Annotated in this window: 16 protein-coding genes; 2 read left to right on the top strand and 14 right to left on the bottom strand. The window is 56.9% G+C overall.

Features of this window, described 5'->3' with window-relative positions:
- Positions 1-429: 429 nt before the first annotated feature.
- The 13 genes from MKY64_RS29975 to MKY64_RS29915 all read right to left on the bottom strand — a co-directional run bounded on the left by MKY64_RS29975 (position 430) and on the right by MKY64_RS29915 (position 15,820).
- On the bottom strand, positions 430-1,542 hold the full coding sequence (locus tag MKY64_RS29975) for a N5-glutamine methyltransferase family protein (protein WP_445671712.1): 1,113 nt from the start codon (positions 1,540-1,542) through the stop codon (positions 430-432).
- Positions 1,543-1,546: 4 nt separating this feature from the next.
- Positions 1,547-2,614 carry a peptide chain release factor 1 gene (gene prfA / locus MKY64_RS29970; RefSeq protein WP_036726186.1) on the bottom strand — a complete coding sequence of 356 codons (1,068 nt, stop codon included), beginning with the start codon at positions 2,612-2,614 and terminating at the stop codon, positions 1,547-1,549.
- A gap of 284 nt (positions 2,615-2,898) precedes the next feature.
- A complete protein-coding gene (ychF, locus tag MKY64_RS29965) occupies positions 2,899-3,999 on the bottom strand; it encodes a redox-regulated ATPase YchF (RefSeq protein ID WP_209868465.1) in 1,101 nt (366 codons plus the stop codon).
- A gap of 146 nt (positions 4,000-4,145) precedes the next feature.
- Positions 4,146-4,619, bottom strand: coding sequence for a GNAT family N-acetyltransferase (locus MKY64_RS29960; RefSeq protein WP_051478076.1), 474 nt, complete (start codon positions 4,617-4,619; stop codon positions 4,146-4,148).
- A gap of 44 nt (positions 4,620-4,663) precedes the next feature.
- A complete protein-coding gene (gene fni / locus MKY64_RS29955) occupies positions 4,664-5,809 on the bottom strand; it encodes a type 2 isopentenyl-diphosphate Delta-isomerase (RefSeq protein WP_339251900.1) in 1,146 nt (381 codons plus the stop codon).
- Positions 5,810-6,628: 819 nt separating this feature from the next.
- Positions 6,629-8,104 carry a phytoene desaturase family protein gene (locus MKY64_RS29950; protein WP_340957534.1) on the bottom strand — a complete coding sequence of 492 codons (1,476 nt, stop codon included), beginning with the start codon at positions 8,102-8,104 and terminating at the stop codon, positions 6,629-6,631.
- On the bottom strand, positions 8,101-9,261 hold the full coding sequence (locus MKY64_RS29945) for a glycosyltransferase (protein ID WP_340957532.1): 1,161 nt from the start codon (positions 9,259-9,261) through the stop codon (positions 8,101-8,103). The genes MKY64_RS29950 and MKY64_RS29945 overlap by 4 nt, the downstream gene beginning before the upstream one ends.
- Entirely contained in the window at positions 9,258-9,998 is a 741-nt protein-coding gene (locus tag MKY64_RS29940) for a lysophospholipid acyltransferase family protein (RefSeq protein WP_340957530.1), read from the bottom strand. The genes MKY64_RS29945 and MKY64_RS29940 overlap by 4 nt, the downstream gene beginning before the upstream one ends.
- The gene (locus MKY64_RS29935; RefSeq protein WP_339251907.1) at positions 9,967-10,752 is read right to left on the bottom strand and encodes a carotenoid biosynthesis protein; all 786 of its coding nucleotides are present in this window, start codon (positions 10,750-10,752) and stop codon (positions 9,967-9,969) included. Before MKY64_RS29935 ends, MKY64_RS29940 begins: the two co-directional genes overlap by 32 nt.
- A gap of 2 nt (positions 10,753-10,754) precedes the next feature.
- Positions 10,755-11,612 (bottom strand): phytoene/squalene synthase family protein, encoded by an 858-nt coding sequence (locus MKY64_RS29930; RefSeq protein ID WP_339251908.1) that lies wholly within the window; start codon positions 11,610-11,612, stop codon positions 10,755-10,757.
- Complete coding sequence (locus MKY64_RS29925) at positions 11,605-13,125, bottom strand: phytoene desaturase family protein (RefSeq protein WP_340957527.1); 1,521 nt, start codon at positions 13,123-13,125, stop codon at positions 11,605-11,607. Before MKY64_RS29925 ends, MKY64_RS29930 begins: the two co-directional genes overlap by 8 nt.
- On the bottom strand, positions 13,122-14,678 hold the full coding sequence (locus MKY64_RS29920) for a phytoene desaturase family protein (protein ID WP_340957526.1): 1,557 nt from the start codon (positions 14,676-14,678) through the stop codon (positions 13,122-13,124). The genes MKY64_RS29925 and MKY64_RS29920 overlap by 4 nt, the downstream gene beginning before the upstream one ends.
- A gap of 212 nt (positions 14,679-14,890) precedes the next feature.
- Positions 14,891-15,820, bottom strand: a complete 930-nt coding sequence (locus tag MKY64_RS29915) for a MerR family transcriptional regulator (RefSeq protein ID WP_340957525.1) — start codon at positions 15,818-15,820, stop codon at positions 14,891-14,893.
- 276 nt (positions 15,821-16,096) lie between these two features.
- On the opposite strand from MKY64_RS29915, the gene MKY64_RS29910 reads away from it, so the two are divergent.
- On the top strand, positions 16,097-17,644 hold the full coding sequence (locus MKY64_RS29910) for a phospholipase D family protein (protein WP_340957524.1): 1,548 nt from the start codon (positions 16,097-16,099) through the stop codon (positions 17,642-17,644).
- A gap of 72 nt (positions 17,645-17,716) precedes the next feature.
- Here the strand turns inward: MKY64_RS29910 and cls are convergent, their stop codons facing one another.
- A complete protein-coding gene (cls, locus tag MKY64_RS29905) occupies positions 17,717-19,225 on the bottom strand; it encodes a cardiolipin synthase (RefSeq protein WP_036726174.1) in 1,509 nt (502 codons plus the stop codon).
- A gap of 183 nt (positions 19,226-19,408) precedes the next feature.
- Here cls and MKY64_RS29900 point away from each other — a divergent pair, with 183 nt between their 5' ends.
- On the top strand, positions 19,409-20,323 hold the full coding sequence (locus tag MKY64_RS29900; RefSeq protein WP_340957523.1) for a TetR/AcrR family transcriptional regulator: 915 nt from the start codon (positions 19,409-19,411) through the stop codon (positions 20,321-20,323).
- The last annotated feature ends 7 nt before the right edge of the window (positions 20,324-20,330 follow it).

Raw genomic sequence — 20,330 nt, 5'->3', positions numbered from 1 at the left:
ACGTTCTAATGCCCTCAAGCGATCCTCGCTCTTCCGGCTGTCTGTGATAGGCCTATCTCCTCCGCCCCTCGCTCTCCCAACCATTCAGTAATAAGTGTATTTTGTGCAATTAAAAGTAGTGAAAAAGATGTTTTTCATCTTCTAAGTGTAGTCTGTACAACTAAATCTGCCTGATTAGGGGAGAAGCGGGTGCAGAGGGAAATTTAAATGCACGTTATACAGCTAAACAGAACATCGATGGAATATTAGATGCTTTAGTTGTACAAAGTGCATTTAGCACACTGCTTATAGCTCAATGGGGCACGGCAAACCTTCAGCAGGCTATTGGTTAAAATTAGACTCGAAGCATGGCCGTCACTACGGTGAACCTTGGACTTTCAGCCGCAGTAGCAGTGCCGCTTCTTCTAAACATGACGCTGCACCAGCCGGTTACACCGGCCCGGCTTCGCCCGTCCTCCGGCGTGCTATCCCGAGCACATGCCGGGGAATCCCGGCGAGATCATCGATGGTGATGATCTCGTCCCAATGTCCGGCTGCCCGCAGCAGTCCGGCTACCTGCTCGGCCTGCCCCTGGCCGAGCTCAAAGCCGACCAGGCGCGGCGGAGCCGGGAGCAGCGGCAGCTGCTCCATCATGCGGCGGTACGGGTCCAGCCCGTCCCCGCCGCCGTCCAGTGCCGTGCGCGGCTCATGGTCGCGCACCTCGCGCTGCAGCCCGGCGATGTCGCCGCCGGGGATGTACGGCGGGTTGGAGACGAGGATATCCGTCTCCAGCCCCGCGAACGGCTCGAGCAGATCGCCGAGCCGCAGGTCCACCGCCGTGCCGTGCCGCTGCGCATTGCGCCGGGCCACGGCCAGCGCGCCGGGCGAGATATCGCCGGCGCAGACCCGCCACGCCGGCGCTTCCGCCGCCAGCGTGACGGAGATGGCTCCGCTGCCGGCGCCGATATCGACGGCGGTCAGCGGCCGTGCGGCGCCGGCTGCGCCCGCGCCGCTCACCCGGCGGGCTGCGTTGCGGCCCGCCCCGCTGTGGGCGGCTGCTTCATCCGCAGCCGCCATAGTTCCCGGTGCGGCTTGGCCCCGCACCACTCCAGCCTCACCGCCCGCAGCTGTCCACTGCCCGTCTCCTTCAACTTCACGTGCGGCTTCGCCCCGCACCCCCGCCAGACCGTCCGGCCACAACTCCGCGCCGTACTTCAGGATCGCCTCGACGAGCAGCTCCGTCTCCGGGCGGGGGATCAGCACATCGGGCGTGACCTCGAAGGCACGGCCGTAGAATTCCTGCTCGCGGGTGATGTATTGCACCGGTTCCCCCGCCGCCCGGCGGGTCACCAGCGCTTCCCATTCGGCCTTGCGCGCCGGCGGGAACGGATCAGCCAGCGCCATATAATAAGCCGCCCCGGACAAGCCCAGCACATGCTCCAGCAGAAGCTGGCTGCTGCGCTGCGGCTCCGCAAGGCCGTGTCCGGCCAAAAAAGAAGAAGCCTCCGCAAAGGCTTCCCGGATGCTTTGCAATTCCGACATGACGTAAGAGTCGTGTTTCAAAGCATTATTCTCCTTTTTCCATCAATTCTGCTTGTTCCGCAATCGACAGTGCCGAGATAATCTCGGTAATATCCCCGTTCATCACCTGGTCCAGACGGTGGAGGGTTAAGCCGATCCGGTGATCCGTCACACGGCTCTGCGGGAAGTTGTAGGTACGGATACGCTCACTGCGGTCACCGGTTCCCACCTTGCTTTTACGTTCTCCGGAATACTTCGCTTCCTCTTCCTGACGCTTCAGATCCGAGATCCGGGTACGCAGCACCTTCAGCGCCTTATCCTTGTTGGAGTTCTGGGACTTGCCATCCTGGCAGGTAGCCACGATCCCCGTAGGTACATGGGTTACACGTACTGCTGATTTGGTCGTGTTAACGGACTGTCCGCCCGCGCCGCTCGAACAGAAGGTATCGACACGGATATCTTTGTCATGAATCTCGATTTCGAAATCTTCCGCTTCCGGCATTACAGCAACCGTAGAGGTAGACGTATGGATACGTCCGCCGGATTCTGTGGTAGGTATGCGCTGCACACGGTGTGCGCCGCTTTCGAATTTCATTTTGCTGTAAGCGCCGCGCCCGTTAATCAGGAAGATCACTTCCTTGAAGCCGCCGAGATCATTCGTGTTCACATCCATCAGCTCCACGCGCCAGCCCTGGGTATCGGCATAACGGGTATACATACGGTACAGGTCAGAAGCGAATAAGGCCGCTTCGTCCCCGCCGGCTGCGCCGCGGATTTCCACGATTACGTTCTTGTCGTCGTTAGGGTCCTTAGGCAGCAGGAGCAGACGAATCTTCTCCTCAAGAACGGCCTGACGCTCGGACAGGTCATCGATCTCCATCTTGACCATTTCTTTCATTTCATCATCAAGCTTCTCGGCCTGCATCATCTTCGCGGCTTCAAGCTCTTCCATTACGTTCTTATATTCGCTATACGCCTCGAAGGCGGGCTGCAAGTCGGATTGTTCTTTGGAATAGTCCCTCAGTTTCTTACTGTCGCTTGCAACATCCGGGTCACATAGCAGTTCACTGAGTTTCTCATAGCGGTCCGCCAGGGATTGCAATCGGTCCAACAAGGGAATTCACCTCTCCTGATTCAAATTCTTCGTTCATTATTACTTTAAATTGTTGCTACAACTGAAGTAGATATACGACTTTATATTATACCACCACAAGCCTCAATTGGCTACAGTACATGCGGCGGGCCGGGGATTTTTTTAAATTTTGATTCTGTATGATCTTATGATGTTGAGCCTCCGGCCAGCTTATACACCAGCACCGAGTCCGAATGACGCAAAGAAACCATCCAGCAAGCAAACCTCTACTCCTGAATGGCCTCTCTATAACAAGCGAAAAGTATCTATACGTTGAACCGGAAATGCATAACGTCGCCGTCCTGCACCAGATATTCCTTGCCTTCCAGACGCAGCTGCCCGCGTTCCTTGGCACCGTTCATTGAACCTGCCGCCACCAGATCGGTATAAGCCACAACCTCCGCACGGATAAAACCGCGCTCGAAATCAGTGTGAATCACGCCCGCTGCTCCAGGGGCCTTAGTGCCCTTGCGGATAGTCCAGGCACGAACCTCTTGAACGCCCGCAGTGAAATAAGTGTACAGACCCAGCAGCTTGTAAGCCGCTTTGATCAGACGGTTAAGTCCGGATTCCTGCAGACCCAGCTCCTCCAGGAACATCTCCTTGTCTTCGCCTTCCAGCTCTGCAATCTCCGCTTCCACCTTGGCACTGATCGGCACCACTTCAGCATTCTCGGCTGCTGCGAATTCACGGACCTGCTGCACATAAGGATTCTCCTCAGCAGTCGCCACTTCATCTTCGCCCACATTCGCCGCATACAGCACCGGCTTCAGGGTGAGCAGGTGAAGGTCGCGCACGATCTGGCGCTCATCGTCAGACAATTCCAGACTGCGTGCAGGCTGGTCCTGATACAGGGCTTCCTTCACGCGCTCCAGTACTTCTACCTCCTGGGCGTATTTCTTGTCGCCGCCCTTGATGTTTTTGCGGGAACGCTCGATCCGCTTCTCCACGCTCTCCAGGTCAGCCAGAATCAGCTCCAGGTTAATCGTCTGGATGTCGCTGATCGGATTCACCTTGCCGTCTACATGGGTCACGTTCTCATCGACGAAGCAGCGAACCACATGAACAATGGCATCCACCTCGCGGATATGGGCCAGGAACTTGTTGCCCAGGCCTTCGCCCTTGCTCGCACCGCGCACCAGTCCGGCAATATCGACGAATTCAAAAGCGGTCGGAACCGTCTTGTTCGGCTGTACCAGCTCCACCAGCTTATCCAGACGTTCGTCCGGTACTTCTACAACCCCGACGTTCGGGTCGATGGTGCAGAACGGATAGTTGGCGGATTCTGCGCCCGCTTGTGTAATTGCATTGAATAATGTCGATTTGCCTACGTTGGGAAGTCCAACGATACCTGCTTTCAAAGCCATTTATATGACAACTCCTATTTTCGGTTGGTTTGATCACCGCATGAAATACCGAACTGATCTCAAACCATTATATATTAGAACAAATTCTCCAGCAACAGCAGAAGTCAAGCGGACAGCAAAATACCCCGCAAAGGGGTCTGCCTTACCTATAGGGTTTTGGACATTGTGATGTCTGTAACCTGGAAGCCCATTTTCTTGTATAGCCCGAAGGCGCGTTCGTTATGTCCGAAGACATGCAGGCCGATCTTGGCCGCCTTCAGCTTCCGGGCTTCTTCATCCAGCAGTAGCAGCGTCTGCTTGCCATAGCCCCGGCCCTGGAACGGCTCGAAGATATAAATGTCATAAATGAACGCCTCCCGCACCCCGCGGTTCTCGGTCACGTTGAACCAGATATAACCGGCCCCAGTCCCCGAAACGTCCTCTACTACCGAATAGAAATAAGCTCCCGCCGTATTGAGGCCTTGCGGCAGGTAGCGATTCATCGATTCCTGGGCCTGCGCTAACGCTGTATCTGCCTCCCAGGCACCGGCTTGTACTTTCTCTTCTGCGTAGTCGCGGGTAGATTGCTTCAAGAACGACTGAAACGCAGATTCGTCCATCGGGACCAATGTAATCGTCATTTGGATACCTTCCTTCGGTTCTGATTATAAAAGCAAGCCCGGTGTCAACGCCGGACCAGACGCGGCGTTCCACGCAGTGCGGCAAGGTCCGGCGCACCGATGCCGAACATCACCGTCCGCAGCTCCAGCTCTACCTGGGCCAGCGCCTGATCCAGCGCCTCCTCGGAGCTGACGGCCGCACCCAGCAGCCCCCGTCCGAAGCCCGCCAGATCGGCGCCAAGGGCCAGCGCCTTGGCGGCATCGACGCCGTGCTTCAGCCCGCCGCTGCCGATCAATGCCCCACGCGGGGAGACCGCACGGACCTCGGCAATGCACTCCGCCGTGGGAATGCCCCAGTCCGCGAAGGCCTCCGCAGCCGCACGCCGTACCGGGTCGATGCTGCGGAACTTCTCTACTTGGCTCCATGAAGTGCCGCCAGCCCCGGCTACATCAATGAAGGCAGCGCCAGCCTGATACAGCCGGGCGGCGGTATCGCCGTCAATCCCCCAGCCGACCTCCTTGATCCCCACTGGAATCTCAAGGCTCCGGCATAATGCCTCTATCCGCTGCAACAGGGAACCGAAGCCGGTGTCACCCTCGGGCTGGAATACCTCCTGCAGCCCGTTCAGATGGAGAACCAGCCAATCGGCTCCGGCAATCTCAACCGCCCGGCGGCATTCTTCTACCCCGAAGCCGTAAGCGAGCTGCACGGCTCCGACATTGGCAATGACCGGAATCGTGGGTGCATTGGCCCGCACATGGAAGGTAGCAGCCAGCTCCGCGCGTTCTACAGCCGCGCGCACCGAGCCGACGCCAAGCGCCCAGCCCCGGCGCTCCGCCGCTTCGGCCAGCCGCTCATTGATCTTCCCTGTAGCCGCGCTTCCCCCGGTCATAGAGCTGATCAGCAGCGGGGTACGCAGCGTACGGCCCAAGAACTCAGTACCCAGTGAGATGGTATCGTAATCCAGCTCCGGCAGCGCGTTATGGCGGAACCGGTACTGCTCGAACCCGGTTGTAATTCCGTTGCCGGCCACATCTTCATTCAAGCAGAGCCGTACATGCTCAATCTTCCGTTCTCCGGTTCTGGAGTCGGGCAGCAGAGATTTATGTCCGGCATGGCCTGAGCCTGCTGCCTCCTGCCCTGGCTGGGGCCCTGTTCCTGAGGGCTTCACAGCGCTCTGCGGCACACCGTTTCGCGGCATATCATTCATGCTGTCTTCCTCCGTTTCTGCTTCACTTTTCTCAAAAAAGAACAAAATCATCCTACGGAGAATGTATGCTGTTTTTCGCACACATTCGGCCATGCGCCTGCCTGGGAGCACGATGTATGCTGTTTTCAACATACATTCGGCCCATGCGCCTGCGTGCGAGCACTATGTATGCTGTTTTCCACATACAGTTGGCCCATGCGCCTACGTGCGAGCACTATGTATGCTGTTTTCCACATACAGTTGGCCCATGCGCCTACGTGCGAGCACTATGTATGCTGTTTTCAACTTACATTCGGCCATACGCCTGCCTGCTAGTATAATGTATGCTGTTTTCCACATACATTCGGCCCATGCACCTGCGTGCGAGCACTATGTATGCTGTTTTTCACATACATTCGGCCATACGCCTGCCTGTGAGCACAATGTATGCTGTTTTCCACATACATTTGGGCCATACGCCTGCGTGCGAGCACTATGTATGCTGTTTTTCACATACATTCGGCCATACGCCTGCCTGCGAGTACAATGTATGCTGTTTTTCACATACATTCGGCCCATGCGCCTGCCTACGAGCACAATGTATGCTGTTTTTCACATACATTTGGGCCATACGCCTGCGTGCGTGCACTATGTATGCTGTTTTCCACATACATTCAGCAACAAAGACACTCTACGAGTTATTCAAAGACGGGTGCCGCCCCTAAAAGGCGGCGAAACCGTCTCCACTTGCAATATATCCCGCTCCACAATTACCTTCCATTATAGCACAACTATAGCACAACCCCGCTCGGCCGTTGAACGCTGGCGGGGTTTCACTCCTCATACGTGGCTTGCAATATATTCGCCCACCAGCCTGCCGGACAAGGACACTACAGGGGTTCCCCCGCCGGGATGCGTGGTTCCGCCCACATACCACAGTCCCTTAACATCGCTGGAACGGTTGCCCGGGCGGGCGAAGGTCTGCTTCACCGTATTGGAGGATATCCCGTAAATCGCCCCCTGATGCGCCAGCGTATCGCGGGCAATATCCTGCGGAGTATAACGCTCCAGCACATCTGCGGACGACAGCCCGCTCACACCGTGGCTCTCCAGTACAGACATTACCCGCTCCCCGTACGCATCCCTCTCCTCACTCCAGTCACAGGCCGGGCTCAGATAAGGCGCATTAGCCAGAATGAACAGGTTGCTGCCGCCCGCAGGCGCCAGCTCAGGCTCGGAATAACCGGAATGGCATACATACACTGTCGGCTGCTGCGGCGGACGCTTATGCTCGAAGATATCCTTGAATTCCTGCTCGTAGTTCTCCGGGAAAAACACCGTATGATGCAGCAGCGCATCATACGTGCGCGGCACGCCCGCCAGCGTTACCAGCCCCGACAGGGAGGGTTCGTAGGCTTCAATCTTGCGGTCCGTCATTCCAGGACGAACCGCTTCCGGCAGCAGCATCCGGTTGATGCTCAGGACATCGCCACCGGCAATAACCGTCTTGGCCGGGTAGAAGCCCTGCGCCGTATCCACACCTTCCACCGCACCGGAGACTACGGAAATCCCCGTCACCTCTGTGCCTGTGATCAGCCGTACGCCCAGATTACGGGCGAGTGAAGACAGACCGCTGATTAATTCATAGGTGCCGCCCTTCACCCCGTATACGCCTTCCTGAATCTCCAGATGACCAAGCATGGTGAAGATGGAGGGGGAGCGATACGGCGATGATCCGACATAGGTGGCATAGCGGCCCAGCATAGCCAGCGTATTCGGGTGGCTGAAGTAGCGGAGCAGCAAGCTATGCAAGCTGAGAAAAGGCCTTACGCGCACCAGATCCCGCACAAGGGAAGGCGAGAGCTTATCCCTCCAGGATAGCAGCAGCCTGTTCAGGAACTGCTTCTCGCTGAGCTGATACAGCCGCGAGGCTTCCTCCAGAAACTCCGGGAGCCGCGCAGCATCCGCCGGACTGTAGGAAGCCATCTGCTCCCGCATTCGCCCGGTATCCCTTGAGAAATCGACAACCCTGCCGTCTGCGAAGACATTGCGGGTGCGCGGCTCCAGCTCATAGAGCTGGACATAATCCTCCATGCGGGCTCCCGCAAGCTCATAGAGCGAGCGGAAGACATGGGGCATCGTAATTGTACTTGGGCCACGGTCGAAGGAGTAGCCCCCCGCTTGAACACGCTGCAGCTTGCCGCCCGGCTGCTGCTGGCGTTCCAGCACAGTGACTTCCCAGCCCGCCGCGGCAAGGGTGACCGCACAGGACAGCCCCCCGAATCCGGCGCCTATGATGACTGCCTTCGGTTTCATCCATAACGCCTTCCTTTCCATTCATAGCCTGCGCGCGTGCGGCTTCCGCGCCAGGACGCCACAGCAATCAGCGACAGGCAGAGTACACTCGCCGGGAGTAGGAGACAGAACCAGAACGGCTGCCGACCGGCAGCATCGCTGGTCCGTTTCACGGCCAGACCGGCAAACAGCGCAGCAGCGGGCCAGAGGGCCGCACCGGGCTGTGCGCTTAGGGCATAGTACATAACGGCGGCGGCCGGTGCCACGTACAGCGACAGATATGCAATAAGCACACCCAGCAGCAGCAGCGGGCTGCGGCCGATGCCGGCATAGATATTCTTCCGGTAGCCATTCCATACTTGCCGGGCATTGTGGTACATCCGCATGAACACCTGCTCCGTAACATCCATGAGCGCCACCGTTCCGCCCGACCGCTTCACGGCGCGGGCCAGCGCCATATCATCCACCAGCTCGCTGCGAATGGCTTCATGCCCGCCGCAGCTGTCGTAACTGCCCCGGTGAATCAGGATGAAGCCCCCATGCGCCGCAACAAACCGCGGATCTCTAGAGCCGCGGACCAGCGGAATGGGCAGGTGGCAGATGATGGTGAAGACCATCAGGGGAACAACCAGCCGCTCCAGCCAGGTTCCAGTCATCTGCCGGGGGAAGCCGGTAATCATGCCGCCGCCCGCTGCTTCAGCAGCAGAAAGCGCCGCCTGAAGCGCCCCGTGCTGAAGACGGACATCTGCGTCCAGGAACAGCAGCCAGTCTCCGCTTGCCGCTTCTGCAAGCTGAGCGCAGGCATGGGACTTGCCCAGCCAGCCCTCCGGCAGCTCTCTTCCCTTCAGAACGCGTACTCCGCTGCCCGCTGCTGCGGCAATAGCCCCCGTTCCGTCAGTAGATGAATCATCCAGTACAATAATCTCCACCCCGATTCCGCCGGTGTTTGAGGCCAGTACAGAGGAGAGGCAGTCCCCAATATTATCCGCTTCATCCCGGGCAGGGATCAGTACCGATAAGCTCAAGGCCCGTGAGGATGCCGTTGCTTTTGCTGGCATCGCCTTCGCCGCTCTTGTACTGACCGCTGCCCCCAGCTTGGGGAGCTGCGCTGCATTCCATATTGCGAACAATAGCTGGAGCAGCACAATGCCGGTTACAACCTGAAAGAATACATTCATCCTCTCCCACCCCCCGGCCGCAGCAGGTCAAGCCATTCATTGGTAGATCTCCCACGGCGGAGCAGCGGCCTGAATTCATCCGGCATATAGCCTTGATGCTTAAGCACTCTGCTGCGGTGGGACTCCAGTTGTCCGCCAAGAACAGTCTCCAGCGTAAGGGCTACCCTTGAGCGGTCCATCTCCGCCCAAGGGAGCAGCAGCGGCGCACCGGCCAGCAGCGTAGCCTCCGGCTTCGTATGCCGGAACAGGCCGTGGTATAGCGTCACTGGGACAACGGCCGTCTGCGGACTGAGCCGCAGCGCCAGGGCCGCCCCTTCCTTCAGGCTCAGCGGCCGGTGCTCCAGCGGCCGGATTTCCCCTTCAGGATACATCCAGACATTCTCACCCGCCTGCAGCAGCCCGGCTGTATACCGCAGCGAAGCCCGTGCATCCCCTGGACTTCCAGGGTTAATGGAATACGCGCCAAGCTTTCTGAAGAAGGCATACTTCCGGAGCTGCTCCTCTTCCATCATGAAATAATGACGCTTCCCCGGCAGCTTCCCTGCGGCGTGATAGGCCAGCAGGCCGTCCCACCACGAGCTGTGATTCATGAGGTAGAGAATCCCCCGCCCGGCAGCGGCAGCGGGCTGAAGCTCTCCGCTGATTCCAATGAAGTGGAAATGTCTGCGCAGCAGGTACAAGGAATTATAACGGTAGAATAACCAGTCAAACCTTCCCGATGGAACGGCTTCCAGCATAGCGTAGACTCCCTTCGGCCAAAGCGGTGCCTGCTCCGGCGATCACCGCGCAGGCAGGCAATCCCTCTGTCAGGCTGATCAGGCCGAACAGGATCAGGATCGCCTGATACAGGCGGGTGCCCCGGCGGGCAGCCAGGCGGGTGAACGGCACAGCCGGGAGCAGCATAGACAAGGCAGCGCCTGCAATCAGCCAGCCGGTGAAATTGCTCCAGGGCACCTGATAGAAGCCCCCGCCGCCCTCCCAATGCCAGAAGTTCCTGGCATGGGCAACAGGATCGAGCACCAGATCCATCAGGACCGTCCAGAAGCCTACCTGCACGGCCCGCAGCAGCAGAAGCCGGAGGCCGCGCTGTCCGAAATCATGGCTGATCAGCACAGCATTACACACAACAGCAATCCAGGCGAAACCCAGGGTAACCGGCACACCAAATAATAAAGGCCCGAGAATAGTAGAATAATTATAATCCCCAAACAACCGGCCGGAATGCACGCCTACCCATTCGACGGCCATTCCGCCTAACCAGATCAGAGCCGCAGCATACCAGAATCGCTTGGTCATCCGGCCTCCTGAAGAATTGACTGACCAGTCAGACATGAAGGGTTTGAATTGCCCCTTGATTAATAAGTCCAGCCCGTAGACACCATAGAATACGAGAAATAATCCGTTAGAGAACTTCAGACTATCCGGAATTCCGAACACGATCAGCAGCAGCGCTCCGATGGTATACCAGATCCAAAAAAGGGTTCGGACCATCGCTAGACCACCGCAGTTCTTACACCGGCATAACGCACGACCGTACGCTGGAACAGCTGAAGCTTGGCTTCATCGCTGACATAGGATCTTTTGCGGAAAACATCATACCCGTCTGCCTCCACAGCATCCAGAATAGCAGCATAGAAGGATGCGGCAAGTTCAATGGCCAGACCGCTCTCCAAAGGATACGTGTGCACATGCTCCAGCCCTCGCCGGAACCAGTCCAACGCTTCTGTCCGCAGCTCCTGGATAACGGCAGTGAAACGGTGATTGACCTCCCCGTTCTCCAGCTCCTGCTGGCTGTAGCCATGTCCCTCCATCACCTCAAGCGGCACATATCTGCGTCCTCTTCTGAGATCCTCACCCACATCGCGGATGATATTGACCAGCTGCATTCCTATCCCCAGCGCAATTCCTGATGTCCGTGCCGCTTCACTCTGATCATCCCGCAGAACAGGCAGCAGCATCTCCCCTACCGTTCCCGCTACAAGATAACAGTAATCCTTAAGCTGCTCCATCGTGTCATAGGCTGTGAAGGTAAGATCTCTAAGCTGTCCCTCCATTTGCAAAAGGAACGGCTCACGCTGAAGCTGCGGGAAGCTGCTGAACAGCCAGCGCAGCGCCGGCCAGATGAAATGCCCGTCCGCCTGCTCCAGATTCATGAAATGCTCCCGCAGCTCATGAATGCTGTATGGCGCGCCTTCCGGCTCATCCACACTATCGTCTATAATCCGGCAGAAGGCATAAATAACATGCACCGCTTCACGCCTGGGACTTGGCAGAACATCAAACGCCTTATGGAACGAAGTGGACCCTTTCTTCATCAGTTCCTCACATTGCTGCAGTATCCTTTCATCCATGTACGCTCATCTCCTTTATCATTTCCTGAACGGCAAGCTTCGCTCCCTGCATCACGATCGGCACACCGCCGCCCGGATGGACGGAAGCACCTGCGGCATACAATCCCTTGAGCGGATAAGGCTTCGGCTGGGGCCGGAATACCCCCGACTGGCTCAGCAGCGGTGCAATACCGAAGCTGCCCCCGCCATACATTCCTTCCTGCTCCGCATCGGCAGGCGTTCTAAGCCTGCGCCAGATCACACTCGCGGCAAGCCCGGGGAAGCCCCGCTTCTCGGCATCTGCCATGACTTTATCGGCTAGTGCTCCGGCTATTTCCTCCCAGTTCTTATCCGGCGCCGCCGGGACGGGAACAAGGAAATACAGCACGCTCTGTCCGGGAGGAGCTGCACTATCGTCCAGCGCTACCGGATTAAATACATAATAAGAAGAATCCTGAGGAATTTGTCCCCGGTCAAACAGCTCATGCAGGCTGCTATTCAGACTATCCGGCAGGAAGAACTGGTGCACCAGGGAATCCGGCCAGCGCTTGTCTGTGGCCGCATAGATCAGCAGACAGCCCGAGGAGGGCTTCCAGCTTCCGCGTTTTATGGCCTTGGCCGATACGGATCTGCCCTTATTCGCCGTCACAACCGGTGCCTGTTCCTGCTTGAACACACCAGGCGGCAGCAATTGCTCTACATTCGGGAAATCTCCATTGTACAGAACGGCATCATAAGGAATCGACTGCCCCTGAACAACAACTCCGCAGCAGCGGCTTCCTTCAACAAGCAAGGATTCCACCTCAGCGCCCGTATGAATCTGTACCCCGCGGTCTTCCAGCTCCCGGGCCATGATCTGCGGCAGCGTCCCGTATCCGCCCTTCAGCATCCAGATGCCAAAGGCATGCTCGGCGTAAGGAAGCATGGTGTAGATACCGGGTGTGCGGAAGGGCGCTCCTCCAATATAGAGGCTCTGCAGGGAGAACGCATCCTTAAGCTCCTCATTGCGAAAATACTGGCCGATCGCAGAGCGCAGATTCCGGTAAGCGCGCAGGCGAACCATCAACGACAGGTTAGCCGGACTAAAGAATTCCCGCCCGCTGGCATACCCCCGCTCCAGGAACGACGTCCGCCCCTGCGGATACAGCACTGCCATGTCCTTCATGAACCGGGTGAAGCCCTTGCCCTCTCCGGGATAGAGCCGGTCAATCTCCTCTGCCTGCGCCGACGCATCTGCGAATTTGGTCAGCACCCGCCCGCTTCTGAAGTGAACCCGGTAGAGCGGATCACAGCGCAGCAGCTCCAGGCTGGATCGCGGAAGGCCGCCTTCCTCCAGAATACCGAGAAGCATCTCCGGCAGCAGCACGATGGTAGGGCCGCGGTCAATCCGGTAGCCGTCCTGCTCTTCAAAGGCCACACGCCCGCCCGCTTGGGGTGCCCGTTCATAGATCACCACCTCATGTCCCTGACGGGTAAGCAGCAGCGCTGCCGTCAGCCCGCCGATTCCGCTGCCTACGATGGCAATGCGGCTCATAACGGAACCCCCGCACCTGCGCCGGGCGCACCCGCCTGTACGGTGAACCGCCCCCGCACAGCCTGGTCATGCTCCCGCAGCAGCCGTGCGCTGATCTTGGCCGACTCGAAGATCGTCGGCAGGCCGCTGCCCGGATGGGTTCCCCCGCCGACCAGCCAGATGCCGCGTACCTCCTCAAAGGTATTATGCGGCCGCAGATGCATCATCTGCCCGAGATTATGGGCCAGATTGAAGGTGGCCCCGTTATATACATTCTGCTGGTTCTGCCAGTCCAGCGGAGAGAAGAACAGGCTCTCTTCCACGCGTCCGGCGATTCCGGCAAGCTGCGGGATCTGCTGCAGCCGCTCCATCATCCAGTCCTCCACCACTGCACGCTCTTGCTCCCAGTTGATATCGGCACTCAGATTAGGCACCGGCATCAGCACATAGAGCGAGGACTTTCCGGGAGGCGCCAGTGTCTTATCGATGACTGACGGATTATGAATATAGATAGAAGCATCCTCCGACAGAACGCCCAGCTCCGTGATCTCTTTGACATTACGCCGGTAATCGTCCGCGAAATGAACCGAATGATGACTGAGGTCCACCTCTCCATCCACACCGAGGTAGAGCATGGCGGTGGAGCAGGAATATCTTTTACGGGCAATCTTGGCAGGGGTGTATTTCTTCAGAAGCCCGGGCTCGAACAGCTGGGTCATTGCAGATCCAAAATCTGCACCAATCACAATATAATCCGCATCCACCTTCTCCCCGTTCTCCAGCAGCAAGCCTGCGGCCTGCCCGTCCTTGACGATAATGCGTTTCACCCCGCTTGCGGTATGGACCCGCCCGCCATGCTCCTGGATGACCTCAGCCATAGCCTGAAGCACACGGTTAATGCCGCCAGTCGGATGATAGAGACCGTAACGGTGCTCCATGTACGACAGAATCGTGAAGGTGCCCGGACACTCCCAAGGCGACATTCCCAGATACTTGGCCTGGAACGTGAACGAGAACCGCAGCCGTTCATCATCGAAATAACGGGACAGCCGGTTATACACGGTGTCTGTAGCGTTCAGCTTAGGCAGCGCGTGCAGCACATCTCTTTTAACATAATCCCCTAACGATTGGAACGGACGCTGCAGCAACGGGATCACCCGCTCCAGTTTGTCGGCTTCTTCGGCCATGAACCGGCGGTAGCCGTTGCCATTGCCCGGGAACAGCCGCTCAATCTCCTCGGCCGTCTGATCCTGGTTCGTGGAAGGCGTAAATACGGTATCTCCAAAATGCAGTGAATACAGCGGATCAAGCGGTGAAAGCGAGACATAGTCATGCACCGAACGCCCTGCCAGAGTGAACAGCTCCTCCAGCAAATGCGGCATCATCAAGAAGGTGGCTCCCCGGTCAAAACGGTAGTCTCCCAGCTTCAGCTCGCCTGATCTTCCGCCAACTTCTGCCTGTTGTTCATAGAGATCTACTTCATATCCTTCGGCGGCAAGCAGCATGGCGGCGGCCAGCCCGCCCGGTCCTGCGCCGATTACTGCGACTTTTGCGGTATCTGTGGTTCGGATCAAGCGACGTCCTCCTTCGTTCAAACGTTATACAAAAACTATACAATAGTGATACAAATATCATACATACTTTGCCGGGCCATGTAAATATCATCCGCCGGACTTCCAGCAATTTGGTTGCTAGACTTGTCCATAGCAAAAGAACCGGACAGCCCTGTACAAGGGTTCTGACCGGTTCCTATGGAATCTACTTCAATTAAAATCCGCTATATTTGCTAAGCCCTATGCCGGATTCCGGCATATTCCTGATCGAACCAGGCTTGCCATTTCTCCGGCGGCTCCGCCATCACATAGGTGGCGTTGGTATCCTGGAGGCTGATTGCCTCATAAGCTCTACCGCCCGCAATGAGCTGCACCTCCGGGTACAAGCTGCCTAGCCGTTCAAGCAGCTCCTCCGTATAAGGGACTAGCGTACCATTCGTAACGGATAGGCAGACAGCTCCGATCCGCTCTTGCTTCTCCAGCAGCTCCATCACACCGTCTTCGGGGGTATTGGCCCCCAGATAGATGACTTCAACCCCGTTCCTGCGCAGGAACAGCGAGAACAGCAGCAGGCCGACCTGGTGATGCTCTCCTGCCGGGCAGAAGGCAAGCACCTTGTGCAGATGGGCATACACCGGGAACACGTGAAAGAACTGGGACAGCCGGTTCGAGATCATATGTGTCATATAATGCTCCTGGGCTACGGTTGCCGTCCCTTGCTCCCAGGCATCACCAACCTTCACCAGAACAGGCACCAACACCTGATGGACCATCGCCTCATAGCCGTACAGGGAGAACCCGAAATCGATCAGGGCATCGGCCCGCTCACCCTGGATGTCGAGCAGCGCTGCATAGATCTGCTGCCTCATTTTGTCCAAGGCATCCTTGGGGTCACCGCCCGCAACGGACAGCCGTTCATCCAGGTCCTTCTGCTTATGCTGCTTCAGCATCCGCACAGCATGTGAGATACTGATGCCCTGTTTATCGGTCTGTTCCTTCAACCAGCGAAGGTCCTCAATATTCTCTTGGTTGTACAGTCTATAGCCGGACTCGGTACGTTCCGGGACGACAGCCTGATACCGGTTCTCCCACGCCCGCAGAGTGACAGAGGGAATATCGAGCATTTCGACAACCTGTTTGATGGAATACACGATGGATCTCACTGCCTTCCTGTTTACACTGAATACATTTGAAGATTCAAACCTTATACAAATTATTTACACTCATTATACAATTGCATCTGTGTTATGTCACCAGAACTTGTATGATGCAGCTTGCAGGTACGGCGCGGATGAACAGGAGCGCTTTTTGCAACACTAGATTTTTCAGGGATTTTGCCGTCAGCTGCTTCACTTCTCCTTAGCGGGCGTTATAGGTATTTACAATGCCGGGCTACCCTATAGTCGCTCTAGCCCCGCAGCAGACCCAGGAGGATAACTATGAATCAAGGCCGCCATCCCGTCACACCCGAAAAGTTACAGATCACGCTGGCTTCAGGTGCCATTACGGCATCCCGCCACAAGCGTCAGACGCAGTTCTTCCTGCGCCGCCGCTCCAGACTCCTGCTGGCCCTGATCCTTCTTCTCCTCTGGCTGACCGGGGTGATGATCTATCAGACCCATAAGCCGCTGCCGACCGGACTTTCTGCGGAGAGCCCTGCTTATAAGGTGAGTACGGTCGCCTTCTGGCATGATCTGACCTATCAGGACAGCAGCGGGAAGCAGGCAAGGGAAGAACAGATTCTGCCCAGAATCCTGCAGATTATTGAAGAGTCCAGACAGTTCCTCGTGATCGATCTGTTCTTGTTCAATAACTATACCCATACAGACCAGCAGTTCCCCGCTGTCAGCAGACAGCTTACCGATAAGCTGCTTGCCCAGAAAGCCGCCTATCCCGCCATGGAGATCGCCTTCATCACCGATGAGGTGAATACGAACTACGGCTCTGCGCCTAATGCCCTCCTGGAAGAGATGAGAGCTGCCGGTATTAAGATCATCATGACAGATGTAGACGGTCTGCGGGACTCGACTCCTGCCTATTCTGCGGTCTGGCGCACCTTCATCCAGTGGTTCGGACAATCCGGCACCGGCTGGATTCCGAATCTGATGGCCAGCGGAGGGCCGGACATTACCACACGTTCCTACCTGAAGCTGCTCAATGTCAAAGCAAACCACCGCAAGGTCGTGCTGAGCGAGAACACCGCCCTGATCTCCTCCGGCAATGTGCATGATGCCAGTGCTTATCATTCCAACATTGCCCTGGAGGTGCAGGGTCCAATCCAGGAGGATATTCTGCGGAGTGAGCAGGCGGCGGCTAATCTCTCGGGAGCCGGTCCCTTGCTGAGCAAGCCCCCTGAATTCAAACCGCCCGCCGCCGCATCCGGGGAACCTTCGCTTGAAGTCCGCTATCTGACCGAAGGCAAGGTATACAAATATGCCCTGGATGGGATCGCTGCGGCAGGACCCGGGGATGTCATCTGGATGGGTATGTTCTATCTGGCGGACGACGGAATTATCGATGCCCTTCTTGCCGCAGATGCCCGCGGCGCCCAGGTGAGACTGCTGCTTGATCCCAACCAGAATGCCTTCGGACGGGACAAAATCGGCATCCCCAACCGTCCCGTTGCCATGGACCTGGACCGCCGCTCTGAAGGAAATATCCTGATCCGCTGGTACAACACAGGCGAGGAGCAGTATCACAGCAAGCTGCTGTTCATTGCCAAGGCATCAGGCGACTCTACCCTGCTGGGCGGATCAACGAACTTCACAGCCCGTAATCTGGACGACTATAACCTGGAGAATGACCTCTATGTATCCGTTCCGCGGGAACAGCCGCTGTATGCGGAGGTGGAGGGCTACTTCAACCGGCTATGGAACAACGAGGGCGCTGAATACAGCCTGCCGCTCACGGAATATCAGAGTGACGTCACCTGGTTGAAATACATCCTCTACCGGATACAGACCCGGCTTGGATTCACTACCTTCTGATGAAACAACAAAAAAACGGTACCGTCCTTTTGGGGCACGGTACCGTTTTTTTGTTTCAGTCCGCTTGTCCGCTTACAGCAGCGGAGACATCAGCCGGGCTGCGGATTCCAGCAGCCGCTCCAGCAGTCTTTTCTCCATGAAAGTCTCATGGACAATCTGCCGCGTGGACTGCAGGTCACGCTCGAAGTCTGCAACAATGCGCGAGACACTCTCGGTCTGCAGCAGCAGCGCGTTCACCTCAAAATTAAGATGGAAGCTGCGCATATCCATGTTCGCTGTTCCAATCGTAGCAATCTCCCCGTCTGCAATCAGCAGCTTGGAGTGGATGAAGCCCTTCTCATATTCATAGATCTTCACGCCGGACTCCAGCAGCGCCGGGAAGTAGGAATGGGAGGCCAGGAACGGAATCCATTTATCCGGCTTGGCCGGGAACAGCAGGCGGACATCCAGCCCCGACATCGCCGCCACACGCAGCGCAGTCAGTATATCCTCATCGGGGATGAAGTAGGGACTGGCGATCCAGACGGATTTTTCCGCAGTAGTAATCATGGAGAAGAAAATATTCTTGAGCGCACGCCGCTCATTATCCGGGCCGCTGGCAATAATCTGCACCGCCCCGTCTCCGGTAGTGAAGCGAAGCTGAGGGGAGAGGTAGTCCTGCTCCAGGATTTTCTCGCCGGTCGTGTGCATCCAGTCCTGCAGGAAGATAATCTGCATCGTCCGCACCGCTTCGCCCCTCAGCAGCATATGTGTATCCCGCCAGAACCCGTAGGTCTTGCTGCGGCTCAAGTACTCGTCCCCGACATTCAGCCCGCCCATGAAGCCGACATCGCCGTCGATGACCACGATTTTGCGGTGATTGCGGTAATTCACCCTGCTGGAGAAAAAGGAGGTGGAGTTGCCGTAAGCAGCCACCTGCACCCCCGCATCACTGAGCTCCTTAAGGAAGGCTCTGGAGAGCTGAATGCTCCCGACCGCATCATACATGAACCGGACCGCCACGCCTGCGCGGGCTTTCTCAATCAGAATCTGCTGAATGCGCGTGCCGATATGATCTGCCCGGAAAATATAATACTCCATATGGATATGATGCTGCGCCTGCCGCAGCTCCAGCAGCAGTGTCCCGAAGGTCTCCTCACCGTTGGTCAGGATGCGCGACTCTGAATTGAAGGAGATCGGCGTGCGCCCGAGCCGTTGGGACAGGCCGAGCAGCTTCTGCTGCGCGGGGCTGAACACCGACCAGTCCTGGTGCATCCGCAACGCATCGTTCTCAATCCGTTCATAGGCCATGAGGTCGCGTTGGGCCTTCTTGTCATATTTGCGCCGCTTGAATACATTCTGCCCGAACAGGAAATAGAACACCAGCCCCAGCACCGGGATCAGCGCGAGCAGCAGAATCCAGGACACTGTGGTGGAAGGATTGCGGTTCTCCATGAAGATCCCCAGCGCGACAGAGATGACCGTCAATGTGGAAAATATACTGATAATCGTCCCGGCTGTACTGCCGAACACGCCAAATCCAAAATAATAAAAAGCCAGCAAAGCCGCTATAATGACTATTGCCTGCAGTCCTCTTCTCATATGTACCCTACCTTCTCATTCCGCCGATTCTCACCAAAATGACACATTTATATCTTACATGAAGAATCCGTTTCTTCCTACTGAAACCTGCAAATTTGTGTTGCTGCAGGATATATAATATAATCTCACTGACCAATCAGTCAAATATAGAACTGTCTAGTCAGAACGGGGGCTTATATCGCCTTGACCGCTAAAAGCATGACCAAAAAAGAACAAATCATCAAGACCGCCATGCAGCTGTTCGCTGTAAAAGGCTCCTCCTCCACCTCCATGCAGGAGATTGCCGAATTATGCGGGATCTCCAAAGGAAGTCTGTATCTGATCTTCAAATCCAAAGAAGATCTGGAGCGCAGTATATACATCTACTGCTTCCGGATGATTCATGATCCGCTGCAGCAGGAGGAGCAGGCTGCCGGCAGAGAGCCCCGGGAGAAGCTGCGTAACCAGCTCGAAATTCTGCTTAGTCATGTATACGAGCTGCGCGAATTCCTGCAGCGCCAATTCCAGGAGGTGGCCGGCCGGGGTGTGGCCGAGATTCCCGATTGGGTGAAGCAGAACAACGCCGCCCTGCTGCGCTGGTTCCAGCAGAAGCTGGAGCTCATGTACGGGCCAGAGATTCTGCCCTATGCAGGCGAGCTGTGCGTGCTCAGCCACGGCATGATCAGTTCCAGCATCAAGCTGCTGTTCGGCCAGGAGACTGTTGTCTCCATCCCTGAACTGGCTGACCGGCTGGTGGACTGGCTGGACATTATGGTCTCCGGCCTGCTTGCAGGGAAGCCCGCCCCTCTGATCTCTTCCGCAGTCCTCGCCGGATGGGCCGAGGGTCAAGGAGAAGGACCGCGCCAGAGCCCGCTTCAGCTGATCAAGGCGATGAAGCTCCTGCTAAGTGAAGCGGACGGAATCAGCCGGGAGCATGCCGAAGACGGTCTGGAGTCCCTGGGTATTCTGGAGAGCGAAATCCTCACCACCCAGCCCCGGAAAGCGATCATTCAAGGGATGATTGCCAATCTTGAGGGGTACCCCGAGCTGTCCGGCGAGCTAAGTCAACTAAAGAAAGCATTCACACCTTATATGCACACTTCCTGCGGACTTCATTAAGGACAGA

The organism is Paenibacillus sp. FSL R7-0210 (genome assembly GCF_038009085.1).
Classification (GTDB): Bacteria; Bacillota; Bacilli; order Paenibacillales; family Paenibacillaceae; genus Paenibacillus_AQ; species Paenibacillus_AQ silagei.
The sequence above is the reverse complement of the archived record's forward strand: the minus strand, read 5'-3'. Positions and strand labels throughout refer to the sequence as shown.